A 16,041-nucleotide genomic window follows, 5' to 3' on the forward strand; every position below is an offset into this window, starting at 1 on the left:
GCCCCTCTCCCAGGAGGGAGAGGGGAGCCAGAATGCCTTCAAAGTCCCTCTCCCAGCTTGGGAGAGGGATTGAGGGAGAGGGACAAAGCCACGATAACAGGGGTGTTAGCGATGGGTCAGGCCTGAATTTTTAGAGACTGAACTTTGAATTTTGAACTTTGAACTTTGGATACCCCACCATGGCAAAACTTGAACTCAAAAACCTCCGCAAAGCCTACAGCGACACCATCGTTCCGGTGAAGGACATCAGCCTCACCGTGACCGACGACGAATTTCTCACCCTAGTCGGGCCGTCGGGCTGCGGCAAATCCACCATTCTGCGGCTGATTGCCGGATTGGAGCAGCCCACCCAAGGCCAAGTGTGCATTGGCGAACGCGACGTTAGCCCCCTGCCGCCGGGGGATCGCAACATTGCCATGGTGTTCCAAAGCTACGCCCTCTACCCCCACATGACGGTGCAGCAAAACATCGCCTCTGGCCTGAAGCTGCGCAACCTGGCCGGGGGCGACATCCAAAAGCGCGTCCACGAAGCCTCTAGCCTGCTGGGGTTGGATGACCTCCTCGACCGCAAGCCCGCCAAGCTATCGGGGGGGCAACGGCAGCGGGTGGCCCTAGCCCGTGCCCTGGTGCGCCAGCCGGACGTGTTTTTGCTGGATGAACCCCTCAGCAACCTCGATGCCCTGCTGCGGGAACAGGTGCGGGCCGACCTGAAGCAGCTTTTTGCCGACCAAAAATCCCCCACCGTCTACGTCACCCACGACCAAACCGAGGCCATGACCCTCTCCACCCAGGTTGCCGTGCTGAACGATGGCTACCTGCAACAGTTGGGCCGACCCGAAGACATCTACAAACGCCCCGCCAATCGCTTTGTGGCCGGGTTCATCGGCAGTCCCCAAATGAATTTGCTGACCTGTGATCGCGCAGGCCAAACCGTCATCCTCGGCGGAACCCGCATCACCGCCCCCATGCCCCTACCCGACCACAGTACCGTGGTGCTAGGGCTGCGGCCTGAGGATGTGCGCCTCCCCCGCCAGGGCGACTCGATTCTTCTGCGCGGCAATGTGTTTTTGGTGGAAAATCTAGGCATGGCCAATTTGGTCAGCCTGCACCTGAATGGCGACCCCCAAACCACGCTGCGTACCCTACTTCCCGCCGATGCCACCTGGAGCCACGACCATCTGGAACTGGCCATTTCCCCCGCTGCCATTCACTGGTTTGATACCGAAACGGGCCAGCGGTTGGGGGCTTAATAGGGTACCTTGTTGCGTGGAAAGCCTGGGGTGAATTGCTTCGCGAATGACCCCTACGAGATCCTACGAGATCCTTAACGTCGGCGTTAGCTTCGCCTATGCTGATAGCGGCGGGACTCTACCATGATGGCTCCTATTCCCCTCGCTCTCAACATCATTGCCCTGTGCGTCACCTTGGCTGGGGTGGAAACCCTGCACGGCATTTTGCGGAATGCGTTGGTGGCTCCCAAAATGGGCACCAAACGGGCCAAAAAGCTGAGCTTAATCAGCGGCACGGTTCTGCTGTTTATGGTTTGCTACCTGTGGGTGCCCCGGTTGGGTTTGGTCAGTCCCGGATCCCTCCTAGCGCTGGGACTCCTGCTTGCGATCTTCATGGCCCTGTTTGATATCCTGCTGGGCCGCTACGTGATCAAGCTTCGCTGGCGGGTGATTCTCAAGGACTTCGATCCCAGACAGGGTAACTATCTGGTACTTGGTCTGCTGGCGCTGGTGTTGATTCCTTTGATCGTCATGGCACTACATTGAAGCGCTCACCATCCGTCTAATTTCTCAACATCTCAACGTCATTGTTCCCATATATCCCGGTTGATATCGCTTTTTACATAAAGCTGAGCCTGACTAGCTGTTGGGAGTTAAGGACGAACAGATTTTCAGGATTCTCAAGCTAAATTAGAATCACTATAACAGTGTTGGCATGGTCTCATCTTGAGCAGAATTGACTTTGTTAGTAATCCACACTGACTGATAGGGTTTAAGGATATACACCATATCTAAATCGGCAAATTTATCGTCGCTGATCAGATCAAACCAGTCGTCGGTGCTGACGAGATTCAGGTTGCTAAAGCGTAGCTCCTGGGGTTTATCGCTGAGGTTATGTACCGAGAAAATGCTTTGGTCGCGGGTAAGGCTTTGTCGCCAAAAGGCAAACAGGGCTGGGTTGAGCGGATGCAACGTGTACTGGGTAGCGTTGGGATGAAAGGCCGTTTGCTGGCGACGAATTTTAATCAGCCGAGTTAACTCTTTGAGCACCTTGGCATGGGGCGTGGTGGGATCAGCCAAGGCCGCTTCTAGGGCTTCAAGATCCCATTTGTAGCGGTTGATGGTGCGATTGTGACCTGTTTTTTCGACACCCTCTGTGTAGTTGTGGGTGGCTAGCAGGCTGTGAATATAAAAGGCGGGAATACCTTCCAGCGCCATCATAATCGTCTGAGAACAAAGAAAACGCTCTACCTGCCATTGGTCTTCACCGTTGACCGTGCCCTTCAGCGCATCAAACAGGGAAATGTTGATTTCGTAGGGGGATTGACTGCCATCGGGGCGGGTGCGTAGACTAATTTTGCCGCCGTGCTTTCGCATGGTATCAATCAGTTGTTCATACTCATCATCGCTTAATAAGCCTTCGGCTGGCCGCATACCAATGCCGTCGTGGGAGGCCGTGAAGTTGAAGTAGGCGCAGCCAATGGGGGCTGGGGGCATACTCATCATCCAGGTTTTGAGGTGGTCAGATCGGCCCTGTAACAGCGCATTCAACAACAGCGGCGGCAGGCTGAAGTTATAGATCATGTGGGCTTCGTTGCGGTTGCCAAAATAGCTGAGGTTTTCCCGGTTAGGAACGTTGGTTTCGGTAATGAGGGCAATGCCGGGATCGATCATTTGTAGAATTTCCCGAAACAGGCGCACCATGGCGTGGGTTTCGGGTAGGTGCATACAGTTTGTACCCCGTTTTTTCCACAAAAAACCGACAGCATCGAGACGAATGTACCGCGCCCCAGCTTGCACGTAGGCGAGGATAATTTTGACGTATTCAATCAGCACGTCAGGATTTTCAAAATCCACGTCTACCTGGTCGGCGCTGAAGGTTGTCCAGACATGGCGAATTCCCGTTGCGGTTTCTACGGGAGTCAGCAGTGGCGTACTGCGGGGGCGCACGACCTGGGATAAGTCTTCACCAGGATCGCCCGTGACAAAGTAATTGCGACCGGGTAATTCACCAGCCGTGAATTGTTGGAACCATTCATGCTGGCTGGAGACATGGTTAATCACCAAGTCCACCATTAAATTAAAATGTTGGGCAATGCGTTTGATGTGCTCCCAACCGCCCAGTTCTGGGTTGACCTGGAGATAGTCGATCACCGCAAAGCCGTCGTCAGAACTGTAGGGAAAAAAGGGCAAAATGTGAACCCCAGTGACGGTGCCCTCTAGGTGATTTTCTAGAAATTCTGCGAGTACTTCCAGCGGGGGCCGCTCCCCATCCACAATGCTGTCCCCATAGGTAATGAGCAAGACATTATTATGGTTCCACTTTCTAAGATTTTCCTGGCCGGAGGGACAGAGCGTGCCTTGAATCAGATCAAAAATTTCCGTGGCTAGTCGAGTGGCGATGTCTTGGGGGTAGACGATTTCGAGCAGGGGTTTGAGTTGGTGAGACACTTGCTTAAAGACGAGATGATGATCGGGGGTGACAGCTTGGCCTAGGACGTAGGATGGCAGATTCCAGGCGGGAACGGCCTCTGCCTTGATAGGGAAATGGGGTAAAGACTGGGCTATCCTAGAACGCCTGCGAGGGTGGGCCATGGCGGCACGTCCTTTCTGTATAGATGGATGGGGTGGGAATTTAAGTCAAACTGGATACCTAGGGGTAACTTTCCCCTAGGTATTGCTAGTGTTCCCTGAATGGCCTTAAACCCCCACGGCCTTATTCACCCCCAATCCCCTCACGGAAGGGCTGGCTTAGCTAAAGTCTCGCAGCATTTTCTTGATCTCGAGGTTGTGCAGTTCCTCTTGACCAATTTTGGTGCGAGCAAATTCTTCGAGATAGACACTGGCATTTTCTACGACTCCCAGCAGTTGTTTATACATCTCTAGGGCTTTTTGTTCGTGGTTGAGGCTTTCCTCTAGCAAATCTCGTACCCCGTGGCGGTTGTTTTCTTCAATGGGGGCAATGCGCTGACTGGGATGCCCTTCTAGTCCGGTGATAATTTCCCCCGCTTCCTGGGCATGCAGCAAGGATTCTGCGGCCTGGGCTTTGAAGAAGTCCACAATGGGGATGCGGTTTGGCCCCGTGACCATGAGGGAGCAGTGGGTGTAGCGCACTACGCCAGCTAGCTCAAACTCCATGATTTGATTGAGCAGTTCTATGGTGGCCTGGGTATTGAGATCGCGCATGGCTTACACACTCGGTAATGCGTTAATAACCTCTTCACCCTAGCCCCAGTTTGGCAAAAATCCAATGTGGCGGCAGCGGTGGGAGAGCCTGGGCGGTGGGGCGGTGGGGCAGGGTTAGCCCAGGGGCGGTGATGGGGGGCGGGACGGGGGCGTACACTGGGGAGGTGATGCAACGCAGGACTCGGTGGCATGGCTATCCTTGACGATCTTTCTCCGGTACAGGGATCTAAATATCGCCTAGAAAAACGACTGTCGGTGCAGGAGCGATTGGAGCAGGGCAAGCAGCTTCGGCAGCAGTTCAAACGTCGCAACCAAGCCTATACCCCCGCCGATAATCGCCCTGACCCGGTGGATATTCTCGTTGCCCAGGCCAAAACCCGCGTGGCCAGCCTCGTGCCCCTGCGCTATGCGCGAATGCTGGCGTCGCCCTTTGCCTTTTTACGGGGAGGGGCGGCCATCATGATCCAAGATATTGCGGCGATGCCGACCACCGGAATTACGGTGCAAGCCTGTGGGGATATGCATGTCTCTAACTTTGGAGTCTATGCCTCGGCGGAGCGGAGTCTGGTCTTTGGCATCAACGACTTTGACGAAACCTACCCGGCCCCCTGGGAGTGGGATCTCAAGCGCTTGGTCGCCAGCGGGGTGGTGGCCGCTCGGTATTTGGGTGGAGATCGGGCGGTGGCCGAAGCCACGGTGCGGGCCATCGTCAGCGCCTACCAAAACCACCTGCAAGACTATGCCAGCCTGGGCTACCTCGACCTGTGGTATGCCACCATCACCGCTGAGGGAATTTTGGACACCCTGCCAGGGAACTTACAAAAGCCCGTAGACCAGATGATGACCAAGGCCCGGGGCCGCAACCACCTTCAGGTGCTGGGCAACATGACCGATCTGGTGGATAACCAAAAGCACATTGTCGAATCGCCGCCGCTGGTGGTGCGGGCCGCTACCCTCGGCCAAGAGGAGGAGGTGCTAACCCAACTTCGGGCCATGGTGCTGAGCTACTTCAGCTCCCTGGGTGGGGATCGTCGCTTTTTGCTCTCTCGCTATCGCATTATTGACGTGGCCCGCAAAGTGGTTGGGGTCGGCAGTGTGGGCACTCGGTGCTGGGTGGTGTACCTGGAGGGCAAAGACAACGACGACCCGCTCTTTTTGCAGGTGAAGGAAGCCCAGCCCTCCGTCCTCGCCCCCTACTCCGAAGCCCGCTGCGGCTATCGCCTCCCCGACGACAACCAAGGCCGACGGGTAGTGATTGGCCAGCGCCTCATCCAGGGAGCCCCGGATATTTTCCTCGGCTGGGGAGAGTACAGCGGCATTCACTACTACATTCGCCAACTGCGGGACATGAAGGGTAGCCTAAAACTGGAGCAGGGCAAGTTCAAACCCTCGGCACTACCAGAGTATGGGGCGCTTTGCGGGTGGGCCTTGGCCCTAGCCCATGCCAAGTCTGGCGATGCGGCGATGCTGGCGGGCTATGTGGGCACCGGAGACGCCCTGGCCGATGGCCTGGTCTCCTTTGGCGAAGCCTACGCAAACCAAACCGAGCAGGATTATGACGCCCTCGTGGCCGCCGCCCGCCAGGGTCGCATCCCCGTTGCCGAGGCGGTTTAGCCATGCTTTAGCCGTTGATCCGCTGCCCCCGATCCCTGGAGCCAGAGTTTGAACAGCGGTCTTCTAGGCTGTCGGGAGCAGGCGGTGCAGAGCGTCTCTGTTGCTAGTTTCCATGCCCTCAATGTTTCCCATGCCCTAGAAAAGGAGCGAGTATGCCAACGGTTTACGATTGCCTAGTGATAGGCGGTGGGTTGTCGGGGTTAGTAGCCGCCCGCCAACTCCAACGCGCAGGGCACAGCACCTTGGTGCTCGAAGCCCAGGATCAGTTGGGGGGGCGCATGGTGGGCAAGGCGCTACCCTCCGGCCAATGGATTGACTTTGGTGGCCAGTGGGTTGGCCCCACCCAGGATCGCTTTTTGGCATTGCTAGACGAATACGGCATCCGTCGCTTTGCCTTTCCCCCGGCGGGTAAAAAGGTGCTGGTCTTTGACGGAAAACGCTACGAATTTGACGGCTTCTTTGAGGGATTTCCAGAGGGAGACCCGCCCCCAGTCAGCCCGGAGGAATGGCAGGATGCCATGACCGCCTGGGAGCAGTTTGAAGCCCTGGCCAAAACCTTGGCCCCCGGACACCCTCGCCGCAACGACCACACCCAAGCCCTCGACCGCCAAACCTTTGCCCAGTGGATTGACGCCCACACCACGACGGCCTTTGGGCACTGGTACTTTGCCTACATGGCTCGGACGGTGGGCTTCCTTGGCCCTGCCGAACCCAGCCAGGTGTCGCTGCTCCATGTGCTTTGGGGCCATGTCTGTGCGTCCCAAGCCGAGTATCCCGAAGCGGAGCTGATCCACGGCGGGGCGGGGCAAATTCCAGCCAAACTGGCGGCGGAATTGGGACAGAATGTGCGCCTTGGCGAACCCGTCCTCTACCTGCGCCAATCGGAGGACAGCCTGGAGGCAGAAACCTCCCACGGACGCTTGGTTGGACGGTATGCCATCGTGGCTATGCCCCCTCACCTGGCGGGCCGCATCCACTACGATCCACCGCTGCCACCCCGGCGGGCGCAACTCACCCAGCGAATGCCCATGGGCTGCTGTGCCAAGGTGCTGGTCTCCTACGACCGCCCCTTTTGGCGAGACCGAGGGCTGGCGGGGCTGGCCATCGGCAACTGCCCCTGGATAGAACTCTGTGCCGACAGCTCTGACCCTGAAACCGGAGTGGGAGTGATCGCCGCATTCATCGTCGGAGATCGCTATGGAGCTTGGCGGTCTATGCCGGAGGAGGGCCGTCGGGCGGCAGTTCTAGCCGACCTAGCCCATTACTTTGGATCCGAAGCCTTTGCCCCAGTCTCCTACGACGAAGCCGACTGGCCCAGCCATCCTTGGATTGGCGGTGGCTATGCCGCCTTCATGCCCCCCGGCGTGTGGACGAGCTACGGGGAGGCCCTGACCGCCCCAGTGGGTCGGATTCACTGGGCAGGCACCGAAATGGCCGAGCGCTGGCCCGGTTTCTTTGATGGGGCAGTCCGCACCGGAGAAGCCGCCGCCGCCGCGATTCAGGCCCTCCTCCGCTCGGAGAATCCGTGACGAAGAGAGCCCCCGGACGTTGCTTTCTCTAGCCGTGGGTTTAGGGCTTCAGCCAAGCGAACCCCCCTGCTGAAAGGTAGCCCAAAGCCTACTTTTCGGACTGGTTTTGCCCCAGGGATCTTCAGCCCTATCCCGTGGATAGTCGGTGCCGTCTGCGGTCTGGGCGTTTGTCAAAGAATCGGGATGGCGGGATTCGAACCCACGGCCCCTTCGTCCCGAACGAAGTGCGCTACCAAGCTGCGCTACATCCCGTTTTGCCTACTTAGCGTATCACACCTAGCTTCGTCTTGGAGGAAGAACGCCTTTGGCAAACAGCGCGTGATCCATAGGGTTCGCCATGGAGAGGGTGAGCCCTTCCCCTAGCCTAATCTCCAGGGGTAAGACGTTCGGGAACGGGCTCTGTATTCGCCCGGGTAGAGAGGGAATAGGCCAGTTTGTCGGCAATGCCTTCGACCCAGGCTTCGTCTTGTTTGGTGTAGCTCCGGGGGGCGTTGGCGGCTAAGATCAGCACGCCTTCCGGGCCGAGGGGCTGGCAGATGACGCCCTGGGTGTTGGGCGGCAGGTAGGTGAACTCGACCCGACCGGGGTAGATTTTCAAATTCACCAGGTAAACTGCCTTGCCCGTCTCCAGCACCCGCTGCAAAATTGGGCCAGGCTCCACCGTGGCCGTTGGCCCCAAGACGCCCCGGCGCAGTAGCACTCGCCCCTGGACATACACCACCACCGAGCGCGTCACGGTATTGGTTAGCAACAAATGGGAGGCCCAGGCTAGTTCCGTCTTCACCGCGTCGGGCAGGGTTGGGTCGAGGTCGAAGCCCTCTTCCCCTTCCAGGATGACCGCCTCCGGGGACACGGGCTGCACCCGCTGCCACAGCAGCCCCGTCAGAATCAGCAGGGCGCTGAGAATCACCCCCATCACATCCGAGCGGGCCTGGGATTCCGTCAACCCTGGGGTAAGCACTCGATTCAGCAGCAGCAATGTGCCTCCTAAGCCTCCAGCCACCAAGGGCAGGAGACGCAGCACACGGTTGGGGTCAGACTTGGCCATGGGGAGATTGGTATCCAACGCTTTTCTCCAAGATAGGCCAGAGCGGGGGAGGATTAGGCGCGAGATCGTCGCCAGTTGCACCAGTTTTCGGCCCAGTCGCGGCGGCGGGTGCCCGGTTGCCAGCGCTGCTGTTGCCATGCGTCCACCATTTGAGCCAAGATTTCGGTATGGCTGTGGGGCAGGGCCGAAATCCTCTCCCAGTGCTGAATCCGCAGATTATTTTGCATCATACCCGCCACGGTTTGGATCAGGTCGCGGGCGCAGGTGCCCCAAGTCTGGGCTCCCAACAGTCGGCCATCGCGATGCACCACCCAGCGACACAGTCCGGTGATGTCCCCAGCCAGGTGGGTGGCGAGGGTCTGGCCTAGGTAAACCTGAATCACCGATGCGTCGGAGCCAAACCAGCGCTGGGCTTGGTGGGCCGTCATCCCCACTCGGCCTAGGGCGGGCACCGTGGGCAGCAGGCTAGGCTGATGGAGGGTTAGCCGTTGGCGGTAGGGCCAATATAGGGCATTGCGAACGGCGATGGGCACATCCTGAAAGCCCGTGGCCGTGGCCCAATAGCCCCCCAAAGCAGGCCCCCAGGCAAACATCCGGGGATGCACCGTCCTCAGCCGCTCATCCACCGGAATCCTCTGGGCACCAGGCCGCAGGCCCAGGGCCTCTAGGTTTAAGCCTTCTATCATCGCCTGGTGGGCCGTCCCCAAAATGAGCTGCTGACGGTGGAGGGTCGCGCCATCCGCCAATTCCACCCGAAATTGGCCGTCGTAGGTGATCACCCTAGGCCGTTGCCCCAGCCGCACCTCCACCCCCGCCGCCCGCAGGATTTGCTCCCCAAACAGCGACATATCCCCATCCTCCGTGGGCAAAAGCTGGTCTCCCCGGCTCAGCAGCGTCACCGGACGCCCCAGCAGGGCAAGGCACTGGGCCAGGGCAATGGCCTGGGGGCTGCGGCCCAGAATAACGGCGCTTTCGGGCAAATCGTCCCAATCCGCCAAGTCATCTAGGGTGTGGTAGGGCGTGGAGGCTAAGCCCGGAATGGCAGGCACCGTCGCCTGCGTGGGCGGACACAACCCATACCCCCGCGCCCGCAGCCGTCGATCCGCCGTGGTAAAGGCCAGCCGAGGCTTGGGGCTAAATTGACCCAGCCCCTCCACCACATCCACCCCCATCGCCGCCAACGTCGCCGAAGAGAGGGACTCCGCCGCCAATTCCACCGCCCAAGGCAACCGCTGCCGCACCACTGCCCAGTCCGCGCCATCCACCGCAGATTTCCCTAGCTTGAGCGACCCAAACCCGCCCAAACCGCCCACGGCCTGGGTCAACAACTCCAGCGCCACCTGGTTATTCAGGATGCGATCCACCGCCCCCGGAGGTTCCACCAACGCCACCCGCGCCCCCTCCCGTGCCGCCAATGCCGCGCCGCGCCGCCCCTGCACCGTGCCCCCCACAATTACCAAGTCATAGTCAACGGCCATCGCATCCCCATCGCCAGCGTCCTAGGCTGATTCTAGGGCGATTCTTCCGAGTTTCCAGCATTTGGTTCACCCCGCACCGACTTACGAAACTTGCTTGTTGCTAAACTAAAATCGTTCAGCCTCATGCTTTGGCCCTCACCGCCAGATTCTTGACCCTCACCCCCAGATTCTTGACCCTCACCCCCAGCCCCTCTCCCAAGTTGGGAGAGGGGAGCCGAGCCGACTCCCGACTCCTGATTCCCGACTCCCCCTCCCCCCATGCCCACCATCGACTACCTCCGCATCAGCCTCATCGACCGCTGCAATTTCCAATGCACCTACTGTATGCCGGAGGGCATGGATCTTCAGTATGTGCGTCAGCAGGATTGGCTCACCCGTGAGGAGTTGCGGCGATTGTTGACGGAAATCTTTATGCCCCTGGGGTTTTCGCGGTTTCGGTTAACCGGGGGAGAACCGCTGCTGCGGCCCGACGTGGTGGACATTGTGCGCGATATTGCGGGGCTTCCGGGTACCCAGGATTTGGCCATGACCACCAATGCGTTTTTGCTGGCCAACCTAGCTCAGGATTTGTGGGATGCGGGGCTGCGACGCATCAACATCAGCCTCGATTCCCTCGACCCAGCGGTGTTTCAGCAGATTGTGGGGGGCCGGGGGCGGTCTCGTTGGCCGGAGGTATGGGCGGGGATTCAGGCGGCGCACCAGGTGGGTTTTTCGCCCCTGAAGCTGAATGTGGTGGTAATTCCTGGCGTAAACGACCATGAGGTGCTGGATTTGGCGGCGCTGACGCTGGATCGGCGGTGGCACGTCCGGTTCATTGAGTTTATGCCCATCGGTAATGATGACCTGTTCAAAGACCGGGGCTGGGTAGATTCTGAAACCCTGCGCCAGCGCATTCGGCAACGGTGGGGGCTGACGGAGGGCCAGGTGCAGGGGAATGGGCCAGCGGATGTGTTCCAAATTCCCGGGGCGCTGGGCACCGTGGGCTTCATTAGCCAAATGTCGGAATGCTTTTGCGACCGCTGCAACCGAATGCGCCTGTCTGCGGATGGCTGGTTGCGCCCCTGCCTGCTGAACGAAACCGGGCAGATTGACCTGAAAACGCCCCTGCGCCAGGGCAAACCCCTCGCCGACCTGCGGGCTCAGGTGGCAGAATTGCTAGGGGCAAAACCCGACATCAACTACAAAATGCGAGAATCCGGCGTCACCGGGGCCTACAGCCGCACCATGTCCCAGATTGGGGGATGATGGAGGCCATCTGGTTCCAGAGGTGAAATGCCCCCGACACTAAATGCCGCGATGTCTGTACTTGGTACGCTTTCCGTGAGTTTTCCGGCCCCGCTAGCCATTGCCGATGGGGCTTGGCTTCAGAACTATCTGGTGGAAGCCCTGCAATGGATTGACGGGCTGGGCTGGACGGGGGTGCTGGCCTTTGTGGGGCTCTATGCCCTGGCCACGGTGGCCTTTGTGCCCGGTTCGGCCCTCACCCTGGGGGCGGGGGCGGTGTTTGGGTTGGTCAAAGGTACTCTGGCGGTGTTGGTGGGGGCCACCCTAGGGGCCATCCTCGCCTTTTTAGTGGGCCGCTACCTGGCGCGAGGCTGGGTCAGCCGTCGTCTGGAGGGCCGGGACAACTTCGCCGCGATTGATCAAGCGGTGGCGGCATCGGGGTTCAAAATTGTGCTGCTGACGCGCCTCTCGCCTGCGTTTCCCTTCAACCTGCTGAACTATGCCTTTGGCCTGACGGGGGTTTCCCTGCGGGACTATGCCCTAGGGTCGGTGGGGATGGTGCCCGGTACCCTGCTCTATGTCTACATCGGTTCCCTGGTGGGGGATTTGGCCCAGATTGGCACCGCCCCGGCCCCGGTGAATCCCGGTCTTCAGTGGGCGGCGCGGTTAGTGGGGCTGGGGGCCACCCTGGCGGTCACGGTGTACATCACCCGCATCGCCCGCCAAGCCTTAATCAAGGCCGGAGCGTCTTCTTCCTAGCCGAGCCCTAGCCGTTGCGCCTACTCCAGAATGTCCGCCAGCGGCAACATCCCGATGCGGGGGACGAATTGCGTCAGCGCACCCTACGGGTTGGCAGGCGCTAAATCATGGCCTTCAGGCGTTCCATGGTTTGCTGAAGTTGGTGGGTGCCCTGACGGGTTTGGGCCACGCTGTTGGTGGTTTCGGCGGCGGCAGTATTGAGGGCATACATGGCCTGGAGCACCTCCCGAATGGCCTTGGCCTGCTGCTCGGCGCTCACGGTAATTTGCTGGCCGCTCAGCACCATTTGTTCGTTGGCGTGGGCCACCTGGCCAAAGGTGTCGGCATTGGCCTTCACCAGGGTGACGCTGTCGGCGGCGTTGTGGGAGCCCGTATTGGCGGAGGTCACCGCTGTCTGCATGGCGGATTGAATCTCGCTCACCAGTTGGGAAATATTCTCGCTGGATTGCTTGCTCTGGTCGGCCAGTTTGCGAATTTCCCCCGCCACCACCGCAAAGCCCTTGCCGTGATCTCCCGCCCGCACCGCCTCCACCGCCGCATTCAGCGACAGCATATTGGTCTGGTTGGCCAAATCTCGCACCAGGGCAGAAATCGCCCCAATCTGCTGCACCTGCTCACTAAGGTGCTGAATGTGCTGGGCCAAGCCATCTACGTTGTGCTGCAAACTCGCCATCGATACCAGGGTGTGCTGCACGGACTGCGCCCCCTGCTCCGAAAGCTGGAGCGACTCCTGGGAACGGTAGGAGACGGCCTCGGCTTGATGGGCTGAATTACTGGCAAAGGCATTCAGTTGATCCATCGTGGCGGTGGTTTCCTGCACGGCGCTGGCCTGTTGGGTGGCAATCCGTTCGTGTTCTTCGGCGGCGGCGGCAATTCCCAGCAGCGCTTGGGCCACGGCATCGGTGGTTTCCTTCAGGGTTTTGGTGATCATTTTGCTAAACACATAGCCCGCTGGGGAGGCCAAAATCAGCGCCAACGCCAGCATAGTGATAAACACCGCACGGGTTTGCTGATACAGGGCTGCCGCTGCCTGTCGTTCGGCCTCGGCCACCGTCAGTTGGAGATGGGCGAGGTCGTTAATCTTGGTGGTGATGGGGTCAATGGTGGCGTAGAGTGGCCCGTTAAAGGCATCCAGATCTGCGGCTGTCGCCGTCGCGAGGACTTCGACTAAGCGATTCAGTTCCGGGGTGGCCTGCCGAAAAAGCGCCTCCACCTCCTGGGCCAGTTGGGCCTCCTCTGGGGTGAGGTCGGTGGCGCGGTACGCCCGCCAAAGCCGATCAATATCCTGCTGAGCCGTCTGAATCTCAGTGCGGGTAGCCTGGGGCGTGATTAACCCCTGGTGGGCTTTATTCACGGCGTCAATCACATGCACCGCATAGTGATCGGAGATCTGCTTAAGCTGCTCTAGGGGCACCACCCGATCATCGTAAATGGTGCCCACCTTTTGGTTAATTTGGCCAAAGGAATAGAGGGCATAGCCCCCAATCACGCCCAGGGCCAAGGCGGGAACCGCAAACCCCACATACAACCGGGTACTGATCCGGCGAAAGTCCAAACCTTGCCCTGCTAGCATGACGGATCTCCTTCAGCCCTCAGGGCTTCAAAGCGGTAAAACGTATTTTTTGATACTTTTTACACATCCTAACAAACCCCTGGATTTCCCCTGAGAAGTGCGACAAAGGGATGGCAAAGGTTGATATTTCGTTAGTTTTCAGGAGTAGCGACTCCGCGCCCCCGGCCATCTCCTCCGCCGTTTGGCGCAGGCAGTGCTGGCGGAAGATGGCGCGTGGAGATCGGACGTTGATAGACTAAAATGTATCAAAAGTTGAATGTTCATTAAGTAAGTCGTGGGTGTGCTGGTCTTGGCTGTGTCCAGAGCCGAATCGTTAAGGCGGCTACGGTGTGCTAAAACCAGGGCAGTCTGAATTCCGGGCGTTCTTGATCTGCCTCGGAAAACGTCCCAGACCTTTCCCCATCACCCTAGCCAGGAGAAGCCCGTGACCAAAAGACGGCGGCGGATTAAGTGGAAGCGCATATCAGGTCTAGCCCTGGGGATGTTTGGGGTGGGAGCCCTGACCGGATTGATGGCCTCGCGCCTTGCCCCCGCCTCCACCCCAGACCTATCTCCCCAACTGCGGGTGTCGCGCCTGCCAGAGCCCGCCTTTTTGAACGGACGCCCGCAACTGAGCCCCAGGCCCAATGCCCAAGAAGTTTGGGAATGTGAGGTGGTGGTGGTGGGCGGTTCCCTGGGGGGGATCGCCGCCGCTGGGCACGCCATGGCCAGCGGTGCCCAAACCTGCCTGATTGAGGTGGCTCCGTGGCTGGGCGGACAAATCAGCTCCCAGGGCGTTTCGGCCATTGATGAATCCCTGCAAATGCGGCTGCGGGACAACTTTGCCCCCAGTTGGATCCGATTTCGGCAGATGATCAAAAACCAGGTGGTAACGCTGCCCGCCTGGAGTCCTGGCGGCACCCGGCGCACCGTGGCGGATCTGAATAGCTGCTGGGTGGGGGGGCTGTGCTTCATGCCCGAAGCGGGAGCCCTGGCCTCCGAGCAGTTCCTGCAAGAAAAAAATGCCGCTGGCAATGGCCGCTGGACAACCATGGCCGCCTTCAAGGGGGCTGAGTTTAACGCCACCGGGCAGGAAATTACGGCGGTCTATGCGGTGCAGCGCATTCCCAGAGATCCCAACTATGTGCCCAAGGGGCGGCTCTCGGAGGAAATCGCGGAATGGTATAGCTGGTCGCCCACCGATACCTACGACCGAGTGCCCATCCGCCTACAAGCCCCCGCCGGACGGCCCCTGATGGTGATCGACGCTACCGATACTGGTGAACTGGTGGCCTGGGCCAGAGTGCCCTACCGCCTGGGGTCAGAATCTAAAGCCACCACCGGGGAACCCAACGCCGCCGCCTTCGACAACCCCGACTGCACCCAAGCCTTCACCTATCCCTTCGGCCTTGCGGTGCACAATGATGGCGGCAGCAGCCTCGCTACCCTCTCCCGCATCGAGCCCACCTACGGCCTCCACGAGCACAAGTCGGTCTACGACCTGGAGGGCTTCCCCTTCTTCAGCGGCAAGAGCTTCTTCAACTATCGCCGCATTGTGAGCCAAACCCGCAACAATGCCCACACGGGCACCCCCGCCCCCGGCGACATTGCCATGATCAACTGGAACCGGGGCAACGACTGGAACTGGATGGATCCGCCGCTGATCCTCAAGGATCACGAGCTGGAAGCCTCTGGGCAGTACCAAAACTGGATGGGGGGCCTGTCCCAATCCGCGCTCAAGTTTGGCGAAGAACACGCCCTAGTCTTTGCCCGCTGGATCATCGAAAACCACGCTGGCCCCGACGTGCCCCTCACCTACCTCTATGGCCCTGACAGCGTGATGGGCACCCAATCGGGCCTCAGCATGGTGCCCTACTTCCGCGAAGGTCGCCGCATCCTAGGTCGTGCCGCCTACGGCCAGGAAGAATTCATGATCCGCGAAAACGATATGCGGATTGGCTTCCCGGAGCAGCGCAGCTTTGCCCCCACCGCCGTCGGCGTCAGTCACTACGCCATTGATATCCACGGTTGCCGCTACCGCAACTGGGGGCCGTCGGGGGATTCTGTCAGCGCCCCGGCCCAGGAACCCAAGGTGCAGCCCATTCAGTTGCCGCTGGAAAGCCTGATTCCCCAGGGGGTGGAAAACCTGCTCATTGGCGGTAAAGCCCTAGCGGCTACCCACATCGCCAATGCCTCTACCCGCATTCACTACGGGGAATGGCAGGCCGGATCGGCGGCGGGGGTAACGGCAGCTTGGCTGCTGCAACCGAATACCCCCAGCCGCCCAGCCGAAATTGTGCCCAATGGTTATATGCCCGCTCTGCAAGCCTACATGGCCCAGCGGGGGCTCCGCACCGCCTGGTAATTAGGGATTTGGCTGTTCGGCCCTGGGGTAGACGGCCTGCCCGTCCCTCAAGCACAG

General features: G+C 59.6%; 13 protein-coding genes and 1 tRNA gene. 7 read left to right on the forward strand and 7 right to left on the reverse strand.

The window, feature by feature from the left end:
* The first annotated feature begins 179 nt into the window (after positions 1 to 179).
* Together GFS31_RS12890 and GFS31_RS12895 are read left to right on the forward strand one after the other, a co-directional pair.
* Positions 180 to 1,250 (forward strand): ABC transporter ATP-binding protein, encoded by a 1,071-nt coding sequence (locus tag GFS31_RS12890; RefSeq protein ID WP_198805204.1) that lies wholly within the window; start codon positions 180 to 182, stop codon positions 1,248 to 1,250.
* A gap of 123 nt (positions 1,251 to 1,373) precedes the next feature.
* Entirely contained in the window at positions 1,374 to 1,775 is a 402-nt protein-coding gene (locus GFS31_RS12895) for a hypothetical protein (RefSeq protein WP_198805205.1), read from the forward strand.
* A gap of 153 nt (positions 1,776 to 1,928) precedes the next feature.
* Here the strand turns inward: GFS31_RS12895 and GFS31_RS12900 are convergent, their stop codons facing one another.
* The 3 genes from GFS31_RS12900 to GFS31_RS21285 all read right to left on the reverse strand — a co-directional run bounded on the left by GFS31_RS12900 (position 1,929) and on the right by GFS31_RS21285 (position 4,572).
* Positions 1,929 to 3,824 carry a sugar phosphorylase gene (locus tag GFS31_RS12900; protein WP_225907411.1) on the reverse strand — a complete coding sequence of 632 codons (1,896 nt, stop codon included), beginning with the start codon at positions 3,822 to 3,824 and terminating at the stop codon, positions 1,929 to 1,931.
* Between the two features lie 156 nt (positions 3,825 to 3,980).
* Positions 3,981 to 4,415: a bacterioferritin gene (locus GFS31_RS12905; RefSeq protein ID WP_198805206.1), complete on the reverse strand. Its 435-nt coding sequence runs from the start codon at positions 4,413 to 4,415 to the stop codon at positions 3,981 to 3,983.
* A gap of 34 nt (positions 4,416 to 4,449) precedes the next feature.
* On the reverse strand, positions 4,450 to 4,572 hold the full coding sequence (locus tag GFS31_RS21285) for a hypothetical protein (protein WP_263974835.1): 123 nt from the start codon (positions 4,570 to 4,572) through the stop codon (positions 4,450 to 4,452).
* Positions 4,573 to 4,604: 32 nt separating this feature from the next.
* On the opposite strand from GFS31_RS21285, the gene GFS31_RS12910 reads away from it, so the two are divergent.
* Positions 4,605 to 6,029 (forward strand): DUF2252 domain-containing protein, encoded by a 1,425-nt coding sequence (locus GFS31_RS12910; protein WP_198805207.1) that lies wholly within the window; start codon positions 4,605 to 4,607, stop codon positions 6,027 to 6,029.
* A gap of 152 nt (positions 6,030 to 6,181) precedes the next feature.
* Positions 6,182 to 7,558: a flavin monoamine oxidase family protein gene (locus tag GFS31_RS12915; protein WP_198805208.1), complete on the forward strand. Its 1,377-nt coding sequence runs from the start codon at positions 6,182 to 6,184 to the stop codon at positions 7,556 to 7,558.
* Between the two features lie 178 nt (positions 7,559 to 7,736).
* Here the strand turns inward: GFS31_RS12915 and GFS31_RS12920 are convergent.
* From GFS31_RS12920 to GFS31_RS12930, 3 genes are all read right to left on the reverse strand, one after another.
* A tRNA-Pro gene (locus GFS31_RS12920) sits at positions 7,737 to 7,810 on the reverse strand.
* A gap of 112 nt (positions 7,811 to 7,922) precedes the next feature.
* Complete coding sequence (locus GFS31_RS12925) at positions 7,923 to 8,624, reverse strand: cofactor assembly of complex C subunit B (protein ID WP_317135031.1); 702 nt, start codon at positions 8,622 to 8,624, stop codon at positions 7,923 to 7,925.
* 35 nt (positions 8,625 to 8,659) lie between these two features.
* Positions 8,660 to 10,084, reverse strand: a complete 1,425-nt coding sequence (locus tag GFS31_RS12930; protein WP_198805209.1) for an FAD-dependent oxidoreductase — start codon at positions 10,082 to 10,084, stop codon at positions 8,660 to 8,662.
* A gap of 258 nt (positions 10,085 to 10,342) precedes the next feature.
* On the opposite strand from GFS31_RS12930, the gene moaA reads away from it, so the two are divergent.
* Together moaA and GFS31_RS12940 are read left to right on the forward strand one after the other, a co-directional pair.
* The gene (gene moaA / locus GFS31_RS12935) at positions 10,343 to 11,329 is read left to right on the forward strand and encodes a GTP 3',8-cyclase MoaA (protein WP_198805210.1); all 987 of its coding nucleotides are present in this window, start codon (positions 10,343 to 10,345) and stop codon (positions 11,327 to 11,329) included.
* A gap of 51 nt (positions 11,330 to 11,380) precedes the next feature.
* A complete protein-coding gene (locus tag GFS31_RS12940) occupies positions 11,381 to 12,067 on the forward strand; it encodes a TVP38/TMEM64 family protein (protein ID WP_198805211.1) in 687 nt (228 codons plus the stop codon).
* A 100-nt stretch (positions 12,068 to 12,167) separates the two neighbouring features.
* Here the strand turns inward: GFS31_RS12940 and GFS31_RS12945 are convergent, their stop codons facing one another.
* Positions 12,168 to 13,640 carry a methyl-accepting chemotaxis protein gene (locus GFS31_RS12945; RefSeq protein ID WP_198805212.1) on the reverse strand — a complete coding sequence of 491 codons (1,473 nt, stop codon included), beginning with the start codon at positions 13,638 to 13,640 and terminating at the stop codon, positions 12,168 to 12,170.
* Positions 13,641 to 14,064: 424 nt separating this feature from the next.
* Between GFS31_RS12945 and GFS31_RS12950 the strand changes: the two genes are divergently transcribed.
* Complete coding sequence (locus GFS31_RS12950; protein ID WP_225907412.1) at positions 14,065 to 15,984, forward strand: FAD-dependent oxidoreductase; 1,920 nt, start codon at positions 14,065 to 14,067, stop codon at positions 15,982 to 15,984.
* Positions 15,985 to 16,041: the final 57 nt, after the last annotated feature.

This window comes from Leptolyngbya sp. BL0902 (assembly GCF_016403105.1).
Taxonomy (GTDB): domain Bacteria; phylum Cyanobacteriota; class Cyanobacteriia; order Phormidesmidales; family Phormidesmidaceae; genus Nodosilinea.